The following is a 14858-nucleotide window of genomic DNA, read 5'->3' as shown; positions in this document are numbered from 1 at the left end:
TCCCCAGCATTCCCGCGTGCGCGGGAATGACAAGCAAAAACGGAGCACCCCATGGAAATTCGCCCCATCCTGTCCACGCTGGCGCGCCACAAGACCGCAGCCGCCTTGATCGTGCTCGAAATTGCGCTGACCTGCGCCATCATCTGCAATGCACTGTTCATGATTGGTGACCGTGTCAGCCAGATCAATGAACCCAGTGGCATTGCCGAACGTGAGCTGCTGCGCATCCAATTGACGAGCAGCGGCAGCGATGACAATGCCACCGCCCGCACCCGCACCGATTTGGCCGCGCTGCGCGCAATCCCCGGGGTCAAGGATGCCACCGTGGTCAATCAGGTGCCGTTCGTGAATTCCTCCTGGAACAGCGGTGTCCGCCTGTCGCCAGAGCAACAACAAACCACCCTCGTTGCCACCAGCTATATGGCGGATGAGCATTTTCTGAGTACATTCGGCAGCCGCCTGATTGCCGGGCGTGGTTTCAGGCCGGATGAATATCTGGATTTTGAAGCCGTCAACAGCAGCAAGGAGCCGATCGGCATCCCTGCTGCCATCGTGACCCGCAAGATGGCGGAAAAACTCTACCCCGGCATCCCGGTGGCGCAAATCATCGGCAAGGTCTTTTACAGCTGGGGCGATCGCCCCATCCCCATCGTCGGGGTACTGGAGCACCTGGTACGTCCCAGCCTGCAAGACGGCCCCAGCGCCCGCGAATACACGATGGTCTTCCCGCTGCGCGCGCACTACAACGTGGGTGGGAATTACGTGGTTCGCACCACCCCGGAGCGGCGCACCGAAGTCCTCAAGGCCGCCGTCAAACTGCTGCGCAGCCGTGGCAATGACCGCATCATCCTCGATGAAAACACCAAGCCATTCTCCGACTTGCGCAACGAGTTCTATCAAGCACCGCGTGCGATGGCATGGTTGTTGGGTGCGGTGTGCATGGGCCTGCTCTTGATTACTGCGCTGGGCATCGTGGGTCTGGCCAGCTTCTGGGTGCAACAACGCACCAAGCAGATCGGGATTCGCCGCGCACTGGGAGCCACCCGTGGCCAGATCCTGCGCTATTTCCAAATCGAAAATTTCCTGATTGCCGGCATTGGTATCGCGCTGGGCATGCTGCTCGCCTTTGGCCTGAATCAATTGTTGATGAGCAAATACGAACTGCCGCACCTGCCATTGCTGTACTTGCCTGCCGGTGCATTGATCCTGTGGGTACTGGGCCAGCTTGCGGTGCTGGGGCCGGCACGGCGTGCTGCCATGGTGCCGCCGGCGATCGCCACCCGCTCGGCCTGAGCTGCCACATTACAATCGCCCGATGCCCACCATCCTGATCATCGACGACAACGCTGCCATAGCCACTGCGCTGGAAGTACTGCTGTCACTGCACGATATTCGCAGCGTGTATGCAGACTCGCCGCAGGCGGGTCTTGCGGTACTGGCGCAGACACCGATTGATCTGGTGATCCAGGACATGAACTTCCACGCCGACACCACCTCGGGTGAAGAAGGCGTGGCACTGTTCCAGCAAATTCGCGCAGCGCATCCGGATTTGCCGGTGATTTTGTTGACCGCATGGACGCATCTGGAAGCTGCCGTGGAGTTAATCAAGGCCGGCGCCGCCGACTATCTGGCCAAGCCGTGGGATGACCGCAAACTCATCACCACGCTCAACAACCTGCTGGAGCTGGGCGAAAGCAGGCGGCAGCTGGCACAGAACAATCGCAGCGAACGCCAGCGCCGCAGCGCACTCGAACGCGATTTCGATTTGCGTGGCACCTTGTATGCAGACCCTGCCAGCGAAGCCGTACTCGCACTTGCCTGTCAGGTGGCACGCGCCGACATCCCCGTGCTGATCACCGGCCCCAACGGGGCAGGCAAGGAACGCTATGCCGAAATCCTGCACTTCAACAGCGCAGTGAAGTCCGGGCCATTCGTGGCCCTCAATTGCGGGGCATTGCCGAGTGAATTGATCGAAGCTGAATTGTTTGGCGCCGATGCCGGCGCCTACACCGGTGCCAGCAAATCACGCGAGGGCAAGTTCGAAGCGGCCGATGGCGGTACGTTGTTCCTGGATGAAATCGGCACCTTGCCGCTGGCCGGGCAAGTGAAGTTGCTGCGGGTGCTGGAAACCGGCCGCTTCGAACGACTGGGCAGCAACCGCGAGCGCAGCGTGAAGGTGCGCATCGTCAGTGCCACCAATGCCGATCTGGCCGCGCTGATTGCCGAAGGAAAATTTCGCGAAGACTTGTTCTATCGCCTCAACGGTATTGAACTGCGCATCCCCCCATTGGCGCAGCGCCCACGCGATATTCTGCCTTTGGCCCATCACTTTTTGCCTGCCGGCAAGCGTTTGAGTGAAGACGCCGAACGCACGCTGCAACGCCACGCTTGGCCGGGCAATGTGCGCGAGCTGCGCAATGTGATGCAACGCGCCGCATTGCTGGCCCGTGGTGAGCGCATCGAAACCCCTGATCTTGCGCTGCCCACTGCCACCACGCCGCTGCCTGCCAACAGTGGCGATGAACCAGACCGCGCCAGCATCGAAGCCGCCTTGTCGCGCTGTGGTGGTGTATTGGCGCAGGCCGCAGCGGAACTGGGCATGTCGCGCCAAGCCTTGTATCGCAGACTCGACCGCCTTGGCATTGCGCGTAGCTGACATGCGCGCCTTACGCAGATTCACCATCGCCAGCAAGTTCAGTGCACTGCTGTGCGTGGCCGTGATCGCGGTTGCCATCAGCAGTGTGCAGCTGTCGACATGGTGGCAACCCTGGGCCGCCATTGGCCTGCCTTGCGTGTTGGTCGGTGCCGCTTGCCTATGGATCGTCCAGCGGATCCTGGCTCCTAATCGTGCGCTGTTTCGCGCCTTGGCCGGCACCGTGGCCAGTTATCGCGATGGCGATTTCAGCTTTGGCGTGCGCTGGGATGGCGGCGGTGACCTTGGCGAACTGGTGAACGCGCACAACGCATTAGGCGATGCGCTGCGCGAGCAACGGCTGGCGCTGGTACAACGCGAATTGCTGCTCGATACCATGGTGCAAAACACACCGGTGGCGATGATTCTGGTCGACCCGGCGCAACGCATCGTGCTGGGCAATCTTGCCGCACGCAAACTGCTGGGGGATGGCAAACGACTGGAGGGTCATCATTTCGATGACATCCTGGGCCACGCCGACCCTGCCGTGCAGGACGCCTTTGCACGTGGCGGCGATGGCATGTTCAGCGTGGGCAGTGAGGACGACGAAGACATTTATCATTTGTCGCGGCGCAACTTCCGCCTCAATGGCCGTGTGCATGCGTTGATTTTGCTACGTCAGCTCACCGCCGAGTTGCGCAGGCAGGAAGTGCAAACCTGGAAGAAAGTCATTCGCGTAATCAGTCACGAGCTCAACAACTCGCTGGCACCGATCGCCTCGCTGGCACACTCCGGCGCCGAGCTGCTGCGCCGCGAGCAATATGAGCGCCTGCCCTCGGCACTTGCCACGATTGAAGAGCGCGCCCGCCATCTGGAAGGCTTCATTCGCGACTACGCCCGCTTTGCCAAATTACCAGCGCCACGTCTTACCCCGGTGGAGTGGTCGCGCTTCATCGAACAATTGCGCTCGCAAGTTGCGTTCAGCGCCGACCTGCAGCCCGCCGACGGCATTGCCCGCATCGATGCCGCCCAACTGGAACAAACCCTGATCAATCTGCTCAAGAACGCGCATGAATCAGGGTCTTCGCCTGAGGAAGTGCGGCTCACGGTGCGCAAATTGCCGGAGAGTTGGCGCATCGAAGTGTTGGATCGCGGCAGCGGGATGAATGCCGCCGTCTTGGCCAATGCGCTGCTGCCGTTTTATTCCACCAAGCGCCATGGCACCGGACTGGGGCTGGCCCTCGCACGCGAGATTGCCGAGGCCCACGGCGGCCGCATCGCCTTGCTCAACCGCGAAGGCGGCGGGCTGTGTGTATCGATGGTGTTGCCTGACCGATGATTCCGCTTTCACTGCCCTTACCGGAATACCGCCGATGAACACGCGTCTTGTCATTGGGTTCCTGTTGCTGCTCGTCGTGTATCAGACGTCGGAAGGACTCCAGACCGTCTTTGCACCCACAAGCCCCTTGGGGCCTGCGCTGATGGTGCTGACGTTGGTGCTTGCCTGGCCAGTCGGCCGCTGGATCGATGGTGGCGGGTTTCGCACTTATGGGCTGATCGCCACGCGTTGGCTGCCGCTGCTGGTCAGTACCCTGCTGCTCGCCATCACCGCCAAGCTGGCAGCCGAAGCCATTGCGCTCGGTCTTGGCGTCGAACAATTCGTCCCGGCGGCTCCCCTTTCACTCACCGTCATCGGCATCGGTCTGGTCACCACGTTCATTCCATCCATCGCCGAGGACATCCTCACCCGCGGCTTTTTGCTGCGGTTCACGTCACGACCACTGGGATTTGGATCTTATGTCATCGCCTCCGCAGCGCTGTATACGGCGAACCATATCTGGCGACTCGACTGGGGAGTCAGCGAGCAAATCCGGCTGTTCTGCTTGGGGCTGGCCTACGCCGCCGCTGCCTGGCGCATGCAATCGCTGTGGGCTGCGGTCGGGCTGCACTGGGGCTGGAACCTCAGTAATTCGCTGCTGTCACAGGCCTGGCAGACGACCATGGCAGATCCCGTCGAGGGCCGCTGGATCTCAGCCGCCGTGCACCTCATCCTGTTCGCCTTCATTGCCCTTTACCCCGCAGCCTCCGGAGAAAAGCCGAACACCGATCAGGATTTTTCCTCGGACGCACCCAGCAATCGACGTTCCTGATCGGCCCACGCCAGCAGGTATGGCTGCATTTCCTGACCGGAATGACCCGCCACCACGCCAACGCCGGAATGCACCAGACGCACGCCGATGATCATCTTCACAAAATCGTCCTGCACGCGCAGTTGCGCCAGTTGATCCAGACGCCCCTTGATGAGGACGAACCCATCCAGATCGCCGCCATGCGGCTCCAGAAGCACCACCTCGATCCCGTCAATCACGCCTTCGGATTCGAGCTTGTGCAAAAAAACCATGGCGTCCTGAAGCACGTTCGACGCCATCGTTTCCCGACCGGGAATGATGGCTCCCCACCCGATGAACAACGTTCCTCGACGCATGCGCTCCACCCACCCATTAAAACAACATCATTGCACATGAAACCGACCATCAAGATCATCAAGGCAATTTCTGCAGCGGCGCTGCTTGCTCTGGCTGTCGGCAGCGCCAGCGCGGATACAGTCACCCGAGTGAATCCGGAAGATCTGCACATCTCCAGCCTGCGGCCAACGACATCGACTTATCTGGTCTATTTCCACGGCGTCGCCGACACCGGAATCAAGCGCGCAATGCTTGCTACCAGCCGGGTCAGCCACGACGACTCGGGCGGGCAGGACAACTGGGTCATCGACCAGCACTGGGAAAGCGAAGGCGGCGTTGTCCATACCGCCCACACCGTCCATTCGGGCCAGGACATTGCCACGCTGACGCAAACCAGCGCATGGCTGACGCCAGACCGAAACATCACGACCTACATCGAGCCAGGCAAGGCGACGGGACACGTGCAAGGCGAACTGCCCGAAGCCTCCCTGGCCACCATGCGCGCCGGGTTCGCGTCGATGAATCAAGGCTGGTGGATGAACTGGCATTCCGATCTGACCCTGCTGCCCCTGCTGCCGTTCGAGAAAGGCGGAACCCTGCGCATCCGCATGTTCGATGTCGGCATGGCCGCACCCATCGACGTGGATTACACGGTGCTGGGCGACCGCAACCTGACCGGTGCAGATGGCCTGAGCCACGCCTGCTGGCTGGTCGAGACCGAGAGCGGAAAGCCAGGGAGCAACAGCTTTCAGCGATTCTGGATCGAAAAAACGACCCGCGTCATCCTCAAGGAAGAAGACGCTTCTGCCCGGGGCTACCGGACCAAGCTGCTGCTCGCGGCACCGACGGCGATCGAATTCCCGCTGCCTCCGCCTGCTGGCACGTGAACCGGGCAATCACTGCTGTCGTCTACGGCGCGGGAAGGCGCCCATTCCACCCACGCGCCCCGCGATTTGCCCAACGGCCTAAATTCATGCGCCTGCAATCGGGGCGCCGCCCCGGTTCTTCGCTGAGCGCAGCTGCGCCTTGCGCTGCGCGGTGTAATACCACCACGGCTGCGGCTGCCCCCCTTGAATAAAGTCAGTGAGGGACAAGAACACGTCGATCACGCAAGGGTCATGCTGCTGCCGCGTCAGCACACATAACTGCGCGTACATATCCCACGCATCACGCCCCACCAGCTGTTGCGGCTGCTCAATGCCCAGCATGCGCAGATCACCGGCCACCGCCGGCCCGACATTGGGCAAGTCGGTCAGCGTGCGCACCGCTTCGCGCCTGACCCGGGCCGGATTCATGTGGTCTTCTTGGCCGGCCGATGCCAGCCATCCAGCGTGATTTGACGCTCGCGCGCCACTGTCAGCTTGTTGGCAGGCGCATCCTTGCTGATGGTGGAGCCGGCACCAATCGTCGCCCCGTCACCAATCTTCACAGGTGCCACCAACGCACTGTTGGAACCCACGAACACCCCATCACCAATCGTGGTGGTGAACTTGTTTACGCCGTCGTAATTGCAGGTAATCGTGCCGGCCCCAATATTGACCTGGCTGCCGATCACCGCGTCACCCAGATAACTCAGATGATTGGCTTTGCTACCCCGGCCCAACGTCGCTTTCTTGGTTTCCACGAAGTTGCCAACATGCACATCCTCGGCCAGCACCGTGCCCGGGCGTAGCCGTGCATATGGCCCAATCTGCGCGCCCGTTCCAATCTGCGCACCTTCAATATCGCAATGCGCACGCACCACCGTACCCGCTGCAATGTCTGCATCCTTGATCCGGCAAAACGGCCCGATGCGAACGCCATCCCCCAAGCGCACCGTGCCTTCAAAAATCACATCCGCATCAATCTCGACATCCCGTCCCACAGTCACCACACCACGTATATCGACCCGTGCAGGGTCGGCTACCCGCGCTCCATCCATGCACAAGTTGCGTACCTGTCGCAGCTGAAAAGCACGCTCCAGCTGCGCCAACTGCCAAGGGTCATTCGCCCCTTCGGTTTCCAATGGGTCGTTAACCACCACGACTTCAGCTGCTGCAAATTCATGCGCTGCACTGGCAAACACGTCGGTCAGGTAGTACTCGCCTTGTGCATTGCAATTCGACAATCCCGCTAACCAGCGCTTGAGCGAGGCAGCTTCCGCTGCGATCACACCAGTATTGACCATGCGGATACGAAGATGGTCTTCGCTGGCATCCTTTTGCTCAACAATCGCAGCCACATGCCCTTCACTATCGCGCAAAATCCGGCCATACCCCGTTGGGTTTGCCAATTCCGCCGCGAGTACCGCCAGCTTCGCGGGTGCAGCAAGTAGCCGCTGCAAGGAGTCAGCCGTAATCAACGGCACATCGCCATACAGCACCAGGACTTTTGCAGCGTCAGGTATCTGCACCATCGCCTGCTGCACCGCATGCCCGGTGCCCAACTGGTGCGCTTGCTCGGCCCACAGCAAATCCGATTGCGCAGCAAACGCTGACCGCACCTGATCGCCGCCGTGACCAAACACGACATGAATACCTGCGGGTTTCAATTTACGCGCCGCCGCGATGACATGCGCGAGCATGGGCTGCCCGGCAACTGTTTGCAGGACTTTGGGCAGCACAGACTTCATCCGCTTGCCTTCGCCAGCGGCAAGAATCACGACATGAAGTGCTGCACTCATTTTCGACTCCCGGAAATTTGATTGGATGTTACCGCGCAATCCCAAGCCTCGCCAAAGAAAAACCCCGCAGAGGATATCTGCGGGGTTTGGGATAAGGCCCTGGCGATGACCTACTCTCGCATGGCAAAGCCACACTACCATCGGCGCAGCTGTGTTTCACTTCCGAGTTCGGGATGGGATCGGGTGGGACCACAGCGCTGTTGTCACCAGGGAGAGGGTGGAGGGTCGCTTGCTTGTTTGGAAGTCTGCACAAGGATGTGCAGGCTCTTGCGCAGGGATGCGCACAACAAGTAGCGCCACGCTCTCAAGGGGGGGAAGAAGAGTGAACGAGCATTTGCGGTAAGCCATCAACGTATTGAGGCCAAGGGTTGCTTCGGCGTACGAAGCAACTTGAGGTGATATGGTCAAGCCACACGGATCATTAGTACAGGTAAGCTCAACACATTACTGCGCTTACACACCCTGCCTATCAACCACCTGGTCTTGATGGTTCCTTTAGGGGGCTTGTGCCCCGGGAGATCTCATCTTGAGGCGCGCTTCCCGCTTAGATGCTTTCAGCGGTTATCGCTTCCGAACATAGCTACCCGGCAATGCCACTGGCGTGACAACCGGAACACCAGGGGTTCGTCCACTCCGGTCCTCTCGTACTAGGAGCAGCCCCTCTCAAATCTCCAACGCCCACGACAGATAGGGACCGAACTGTCTCACGACGTTCTGAACCCAGCTCGCGTACCACTTTAAATGGCGAACAGCCATACCCTTGGGACCGACTACAGCCCCAGGATGTGATGAGCCGACATCGAGGTGCCAAACACCGCCGTCGATATGAACTCTTGGGCGGTATCAGCCTGTTATCCCCGGAGTACCTTTTATCCGTTGAGCGATGGCCCTTCCATACAGAACCACCGGATCACTAAGTCCTAGTTTCCTACCTGCTTGATCCGTCGATCTTGCAGTCAAGCACGCTTATGCCTTTGCACACAGTGCGCGATGTCCGACCGCGCTGAGCGTACCTTCGAGCTCCTCCGTTACTCTTTGGGAGGAGACCGCCCCAGTCAAACTACCCACCATACACGGTCCCCGACCCGGATTACGGGCCCAGGTTAGAACGTCAAGCACATCAGGGTGGTATTTCAAGGTTGGCTCCATGCCAGCTAGCGCCGACACTTCACAGCCTCCCACCTATCCTACACAGATGAACTCAACGTTCAGTGTAAAGCTATAGTAAAGGTTCACGGGGTCTTTCCGTCTTGCCGCGGGAACGCTGCATCTTCACAGCGATTTCAATTTCACTGAGTCTCGGGTGGAGACAGCGCCGCTGTCGTTACGCCATTCGTGCAGGTCGGAACTTACCCGACAAGGAATTTCGCTACCTTAGGACCGTTATAGTTACGGCCGCCGTTTACTGGGGCTTCGATCAAGAGCTTCGCCTTGCGGCTGACCCCATCAATTAACCTTCCAGCACCGGGCAGGCGTCACACCCTATACGTCCACTTTCGTGTTTGCAGAGTGCTGTGTTTTTGATAAACAGTCGCAGCGGCCTGGTTACTTCGGCCAACCTTAGCTATTAACCATGGTTGGCGCACCTTCTCCCGAAGTTACGGTGCTATTTTGCCTAGTTCCTTCACCCGAGTTCTCTCAAGCGCCTGAGAATTCTCATCCTACCCACCTGTGTCGGTTTACGGTACGGTCTGCGTAAGCTGAAGCTTAGGAGCTTTTCCTGGAAGCGTGATATCGGCAGCTCTGTCCTAATGGACTCGTCCTTGACCTCAATGTTGCACCCCCGGATTTACCTAAGGGCACCACCTCAGTCCTCTCACCGGGACAACCAACGCCCGGCCTGCCTAACCTTCTCCGTCCCTCCATCGCACTTACGCGAGGTGCAGGAATATTAACCTGCTTCCCATCGACTACGCATTTCTGCCTCGCCTTAGGGGCCGACTCACCCTGCGTCGATTAACGTTGCGCAAGGAAACCTTGGGCTTTCGGCGTGCGGGCTTTTCACCCGCATTATCGTTACTCATGTCAGCATTCGCACTTCCGATACCTCCAGCAGACTTCTCAATCCACCTTCGCAGGCCTACGGAACGCTCCTCTACCGCGTGCATCAAAGATGCACACCCCAAGCTTCGGTTTACTGCTTAGCCCCGTTAAATCTTCCGCGCAGACCGACTCGACCAGTGAGCTATTACGCTTTCTTTAAAGGATGGCTGCTTCTAAGCCAACCTCCTGGCTGTCTATGCCTTTCCACATCGTTTTCCACTTAGCAGTAATTTGGGACCTTAGCTGTGGGTCTGGGTTGTTTCCCTTTTCACGACGAACGTTAGCACCCGCCGTGTGTCTCCCATACAGTCCGTCTCGGTATTCGGAGTTTGCAATGGTTTGGTAAGTCGCGATGACCCCCTAGCCATAACAGTGCTCTACCCCCGAGAGGATTCATATGAGGCGCTACCTAAATAGCTTTCGAGGAGAACCAGCTATCTCCGGGTTCGATTAGCTTTTCACTCCTAATCACACCTCATCCCCGACCTTTGCAACGGGCGTGGGTTCGGGCCTCCAGTACCTGTTACGGTACCTTCACCCTGGGCATGACTAGATCACCCGGTTTCGGGTCTACTGCCCGCGACTATGCGCCCTTATCAGACTCGGTTTCCCTTCGCCTCCCCTATACGGTTAAGCTCGCCACGAACAGTAAGTCGCTGACCCATTATACAAAAGGTACGCCGTCACCCCGAAGGGCTCCGACTGCTTGTACGCACACGGTTTCAGGGTCTATTTCACTCCCTTCACCAGGGTTCTTTTCGCCTTTCCCTCACGGTACTGGTTCACTATCGGTCAGTCAGGAGTATTTAGCCTTGGAGGATGGTCCCCCCATGTTCAGACAGGGTTTCACGTGCCCCGCCCTACTCAATTTCATCGATCAGGCCCTTTCGCATACGGGGCTGTCACCCGCTATGGCCACCCTTTCCAGAGTGTTTTGCTAAAACAAGATCGACTTTTGGGCTTGTCCGCGTTCGCTCGTCGCTACTGACGGAATCTCGGTTGATTTCTTTTCCTACGGTTACTTAGATATTTCAGTTCACCGCGTTCGCCTTGCATGGCTATGTATTCACCATGCAATACCCTTGCGGGTGGGTTTCCCCATTCGGACATTACCGGATCAAAGCTTATTGCCAGCTCCCCGATACTTTTCGCAGGCTGTCACGTCCTTCATCGCCTCTGACTGCCAAGGCATCCACCGTGTGCGCTTATTCGCTTGACCATATCACCCCAAGTTGCCTCAGGGCGATACGCATACCAGCGAATGGTACGACTATCACTTGATAAAGATGGCTTACGCCATCTCGCCTCAGCCTCGACACGTTGTAAGACTTACGTCTCAAACGCTCGTTTGACTCTTCTTCCCGATTTTCAAAGAACATGACCAGGCCACAATGCCTAGCCATTTCAAAGTGTGTGTGCGCAGATCATTCAGAGTTACATCGTGGTGGGTCTGGGAGGACTCGAACCACCGGCCTCGCCCTTATCAGGGGCGCGCTCTAACCACCTGAGCTACAGACCCAATGTGTCGCGCTTAGTGGTGGAGCCTGTCGGGATCGAACCGACGACCCCCTGCTTGCAAAGCAGGTGCTCTCCCAGCTGAGCTAAGGCCCCATTAATGCTTAAAAGATTAAGGGACACGGCCCCTTGCGGGTCGCCGTTCTCTGAATGCAGGTCACTTGTGCGGACGCCTGGCAACTTCTGTTGCCATGTCTCAAAAGGAGGTGATCCAGCCGCACCTTCCGATACGGCTACCTTGTTACGACTTCACCCCAGTCATCGGCCACACCGTGGCAAGCGCCCCCCCGAAGGTTAAGCTACCTGCTTCTGGTGCAACAAACTCCCATGGTGTGACGGGCGGTGTGTACAAGGCCCGGGAACGTATTCACCGCAGCAATGCTGATCTGCGATTACTAGCGATTCCGACTTCATGGAGTCGAGTTGCAGACTCCAATCCGGACTGAGATGGGGTTTCTGGGATTGGCTCACGCTCGCGCGCTTGCAGCCCTCTGTCCCCACCATTGTAGTACGTGTGTAGCCCTGGCCGTAAGGGCCATGATGACTTGACGTCATCCCCACCTTCCTCCGGTTTGTCACCGGCGGTCTCCTTAGAGTTCCCACCATTACGTGCTGGCAACTAAGGACAAGGGTTGCGCTCGTTGCGGGACTTAACCCAACATCTCACGACACGAGCTGACGACAGCCATGCAGCACCTGTGTCACGGTTCCCGAAGGCACTCCTCTATCTCTAAAGGATTCCGTGCATGTCAAGGCCAGGTAAGGTTCTTCGCGTTGCATCGAATTAAACCACATACTCCACCGCTTGTGCGGGCCCCCGTCAATTCCTTTGAGTTTCAGTCTTGCGACCGTACTCCCCAGGCGGCGAACTTAACGCGTTAGCTTCGATACTGAGCTCCAAGTTGAGCCCAACATCCAGTTCGCATCGTTTAGGGCGTGGACTACCAGGGTATCTAATCCTGTTTGCTCCCCACGCTTTCGTGCCTCAGTGTCAGTGCTGGCCCAGGTAGTCGCCTTCGCCACGGATGTTCCTCCCGATCTCTACGCATTTCACTGCTACACCGGGAATTCCACTACCCTCTACCGCACTCTAGCTATCCAGTATCCAATGCCATTCCCAGGTTGAGCCCAGGGCTTTCACATCAGACTTAAACAACCACCTACGCACGCTTTACGCCCAGTAATTCCGAGTAACGCTTGCACCCTTCGTATTACCGCGGCTGCTGGCACGAAGTTAGCCGGTGCTTATTCTTTGGGTACCGTCAGAACAATCGGGTATTAACCAACTGCTTTTCTTCCCCAACAAAAGAGCTTTACAACCCGAGGGCCTTCTTCACTCACGCGGCATGGCTGGATCAGGCTTGCGCCCATTGTCCAATATTCCCTACTGCTGCCTCCCGTAGGAGTCTGGACCGTGTCTCAGTTCCAGTGTGGCTGATCATCCTCTCAGACCAGCTATCGATCGTCGCCTTGGTGGGCCGTTACCCCGCCAACTAGCTAATCGAACATGGGCTCATCCAATCGCGTCAGGCCTTGCGGTCCCCGACTTTCCCCCGAAGGGCGCATGCGGTATTAGCGTACGTTTCCATACGTTATCCCCCACGACTGGGCAGATTCCCATGTATTCCTCACCCGTCCGCCACTCGCCACCCATGGAGCAAGCTCCACTGTGCTGCCGTTCGACTTGCATGTATTAGGCCTGCCGCCAGCGTTCACTCTGAGCCAGGATCAAACTCTTCACTTAAAGTGTTCGAGGCCGAAGCCTCTAATGCTTAAAAATGCAAAGTCCGCCCAACTCCATTACTCGCTGTACGTTTAAACATCATTGCTGATGCCTATGAATACTTTTGAATTGATGGTGTTGATCGAACGTCTGCTATGGACAAATCATCCATCACCAGACGCCCGCACAAGTCACCTGCGCACACTGTCAAAGATCTCCAGAATCGGCCTCAGCGCCTCTCCTGTTCCACCCAAGCGCCGTAGCCCCCGAGTGAGCCGCCCATTATGCCGGGCTTTTCCACTTTGTCAACACCCCGTCACCGAGAATCTTGACCCAACCGCCTCAACCACCACCCGAAGGCTTTTGCCGAAGCGAGCCGCACATTATGCCGGCTTTTTCCTTGCAGTCAACACCTTCCCGCGAAGATCTTCACACGTTGCCGTGTGCACTTTCGTGGACAGCTGCAAGGGGGAAACGATTATGCGGCATCCGCCGCGAATAGGGAAGCGAAAATTGCAATTGCTTGCCATCCACCGCACAAATCAGACACTCTGCAGACGGACTCTGGCGAAGTTGCGCTTGCCCACCGCCAACACCCCCTCGAATCCCGGCGCAAATACCCGCGCGGCATCCTCGAACACCTCCCCATCCACACGTACCGCACGCTCTTTCAGCTTGCGGTTGGCCTCGGCGTTGGACGGCGTGATACCTGCTGCAGTCAGCAGCGCCGCGATGCGCAGACCCTCTGCAGGAACCGTCACTTCATGGAGCGGCAATTGCGACAGATCGCCTTCGCCGCGCACTGCGGCATGCCAACCGGCCACAGCCTGTTCGGCCTGTGCCGCATCATGGAAGCGCGCAGCCAGCTCATGCGCCAGCCGCAGCTTGAGATCGCGCGGATTCATGCCCGCGGCAATCTCGCCGCGCAGCTGCTTGGCTTCCCCAATCCCGATCTCGAAGCTGAGCAGGTCGATCCAGCGCCACATCAAGTCATCGCCAATCTTCATGGTCTTGGTGACGATGTCGATGGCCGGCTCGGCAATGCCGATGTAATTGCCAAGCGACTTGCTCATCTTGTTGACGCCATCCAGCCCTTCCAGTAGCGGCATGGTCAACACGATCTGCGGCGGCTGGCCGTGGTGTTCTTGCAGGCCACGCCCCATCAGCAGATTGAACTTCTGATCGGTGCCGCCAAGCTCGACATCGGCTTTCAGCGCCACCGAGTCATAGCCCTGCACCAGGGGATACAGAAATTCATGGATGGCGATGGACTGCTGCGCGGCATAGCGCTTGGCAAAATCGTCGCGCTCGAGCATGCGCGCCACGGTGTGCTGCGCGGCGAGCTTGATCATGTCGGCGGCACTCATCTGCCCGAACCATTCGCTGTTGAAACGCACTTCGGTGCGCTCGCGGTCGAGCACCTTGAACACCTGCTCGGCATACGTCTGCGCATTGGCCAGCACGTCCTCGCGGGTCAGCGGCTTGCGGGTGATGTTCTTGCCGGTGGGGTCGCCGATCATGCCGGTGAAGTCGCCAATCAGGAAGATCACCTGATGCCCCAAGTCTTGGAACTGGCGCATCTTATTGAGCAGCACGGTGTGGCCAAGGTGCAAATCCGGCGCGGTGGGGTCAAAACCGGCCTTGACCCGCAACGGCCGACCAAGCTTCAGGCGCGCCTCGAGCTCTTCGCGCTTGAGGATTTCGTCACTACCACGGGCAATCAACTCGACAGCTTGCTGCAACTCGGACACAGGCATTCTCTATGGGTGTGCTTTTCGGCGGCGCGGCGGGGCACCACGTATTCAGCTGAAGGTTAAG

The 14858-nt window shown here is 58.5% G+C and carries 9 protein-coding genes, 2 tRNA genes and 3 rRNA genes; 5 read left to right on the top strand and 9 right to left on the bottom strand.

All coding sequences use genetic code 11. The features are described 5' to 3' along the window. Positions 1-51 precede the first annotated feature (51 nt). From K7B09_RS00265 to K7B09_RS00250, 4 genes are read left to right on the top strand one after another with little or no spacing between them, the layout of a single operon-like run. Positions 52-1293: an ABC transporter permease gene (locus tag K7B09_RS00265; protein WP_223625329.1), complete on the top strand. Its 1242-nt coding sequence runs from the start codon at positions 52-54 to the stop codon at positions 1291-1293. A 22-nt stretch (positions 1294-1315) separates the two neighbouring features. Continuing rightward, positions 1316-2656: a sigma-54-dependent transcriptional regulator gene (locus K7B09_RS00260; protein WP_223625326.1), complete on the top strand. Its 1341-nt coding sequence runs from the start codon at positions 1316-1318 to the stop codon at positions 2654-2656. Position 2657: 1 nt separating this feature from the next. Beyond that, positions 2658-3971 (top strand): sensor histidine kinase, encoded by a 1314-nt coding sequence (locus K7B09_RS00255; RefSeq protein ID WP_223625323.1) that lies wholly within the window; start codon positions 2658-2660, stop codon positions 3969-3971. Positions 3972-4005: 34 nt separating this feature from the next. Further along, the gene (locus K7B09_RS00250; protein ID WP_223625320.1) at positions 4006-4782 is read left to right on the top strand and encodes a CPBP family intramembrane glutamic endopeptidase; all 777 of its coding nucleotides are present in this window, start codon (positions 4006-4008) and stop codon (positions 4780-4782) included. Here the strand turns inward: K7B09_RS00250 and K7B09_RS00245 are convergent. Further along, positions 4740-5126 carry a hypothetical protein gene (locus tag K7B09_RS00245; RefSeq protein ID WP_223625318.1) on the bottom strand — a complete coding sequence of 129 codons (387 nt, stop codon included), beginning with the start codon at positions 5124-5126 and terminating at the stop codon, positions 4740-4742. The genes K7B09_RS00250 and K7B09_RS00245 overlap by 43 nt on opposite strands. Positions 5127-5153: 27 nt before the next feature. On the opposite strand from K7B09_RS00245, the gene K7B09_RS00240 reads away from it, so the two are divergent. Beyond that, the gene (locus K7B09_RS00240; protein WP_223625316.1) at positions 5154-5984 is read left to right on the top strand and encodes a DUF3108 domain-containing protein; all 831 of its coding nucleotides are present in this window, start codon (positions 5154-5156) and stop codon (positions 5982-5984) included. Between the two features lie 84 nt (positions 5985-6068). Here the strand turns inward: K7B09_RS00240 and K7B09_RS00235 are convergent, their stop codons facing one another. The 8 genes from K7B09_RS00235 to tyrS form a co-directional block, all read right to left on the bottom strand. Then, positions 6069-6392: a helix-hairpin-helix domain-containing protein gene (locus tag K7B09_RS00235; RefSeq protein WP_223625313.1), complete on the bottom strand. Its 324-nt coding sequence runs from the start codon at positions 6390-6392 to the stop codon at positions 6069-6071. Continuing rightward, positions 6389-7759 (bottom strand): bifunctional UDP-N-acetylglucosamine diphosphorylase/glucosamine-1-phosphate N-acetyltransferase GlmU, encoded by a 1371-nt coding sequence (gene glmU / locus K7B09_RS00230; RefSeq protein ID WP_223625310.1) that lies wholly within the window; start codon positions 7757-7759, stop codon positions 6389-6391. The genes K7B09_RS00235 and glmU overlap by 4 nt, the downstream gene beginning before the upstream one ends. A 97-nt stretch (positions 7760-7856) precedes the next feature. Beyond that, positions 7857-7970: ribosomal RNA gene (gene rrf / locus K7B09_RS00225) — 5S ribosomal RNA — on the bottom strand. Between the two features lie 189 nt (positions 7971-8159). Then, a 23S ribosomal RNA gene (locus K7B09_RS00220) occupies positions 8160-11021 on the bottom strand. 223 nt (positions 11022-11244) lie between these two features. Beyond that, a tRNA-Ile gene (locus K7B09_RS00215) sits at positions 11245-11321 on the bottom strand. Positions 11322-11337: 16 nt separating this feature from the next. Further along, positions 11338-11413, bottom strand: a tRNA-Ala gene (locus K7B09_RS00210). 103 nt (positions 11414-11516) lie between these two features. Continuing rightward, positions 11517-13061: ribosomal RNA gene (locus K7B09_RS00205) — 16S ribosomal RNA — on the bottom strand. Together the 16S, 23S and 5S rRNA genes with 2 tRNA genes alongside form the textbook arrangement of a ribosomal RNA operon. A 521-nt stretch (positions 13062-13582) precedes the next feature. After that, on the bottom strand, positions 13583-14797 hold the full coding sequence (tyrS, locus tag K7B09_RS00200) for a tyrosine--tRNA ligase (RefSeq protein WP_263296556.1): 1215 nt from the start codon (positions 14795-14797) through the stop codon (positions 13583-13585). Positions 14798-14858 lie beyond the last annotated feature (61 nt).

The sequence above is a fragment of the Thermomonas beijingensis genome (assembly GCF_020034655.1).
GTDB lineage: Bacteria > Pseudomonadota > Gammaproteobacteria > Xanthomonadales > Xanthomonadaceae > Thermomonas > Thermomonas beijingensis.
The sequence above is the reverse complement of the archived record's forward strand: the minus strand, read 5'-3'. Positions and strand labels throughout refer to the sequence as shown.

Bases quoted from the DNA above. Each gene is read 5' to 3' on its own strand.
- K7B09_RS00260 (WP_223625326.1), top strand. From the start codon at position 1,316: ATGCCCACCATCCTGATCATCGACGACAACGCTGCCATAGCCACTGCG.
- K7B09_RS00255 (WP_223625323.1), top strand. From the start codon at position 2,658: ATGCGCGCCTTACGCAGATTCACCATCGCCAGCAAGTTCAGTGCACTG.
- glmU (WP_223625310.1), bottom strand. From the start codon at position 7,759: ATGAGTGCAGCACTTCATGTCGTGATTCTTGCCGCTGGCGAAGGCAAG.
- K7B09_RS00265 (WP_223625329.1), top strand. From the start codon at position 52: ATGGAAATTCGCCCCATCCTGTCCACGCTGGCGCGCCACAAGACCGCA.
- K7B09_RS00235 (WP_223625313.1), bottom strand. From the start codon at position 6,392: ATGAATCCGGCCCGGGTCAGGCGCGAAGCGGTGCGCACGCTGACCGAC.
- K7B09_RS00240 (WP_223625316.1), top strand. From the start codon at position 5,154: ATGAAACCGACCATCAAGATCATCAAGGCAATTTCTGCAGCGGCGCTG.
- K7B09_RS00250 (WP_223625320.1), top strand. From the start codon at position 4,006: ATGAACACGCGTCTTGTCATTGGGTTCCTGTTGCTGCTCGTCGTGTAT.
- tyrS (WP_263296556.1), bottom strand. From the start codon at position 14,797: ATGCCTGTGTCCGAGTTGCAGCAAGCTGTCGAGTTGATTGCCCGTGGT.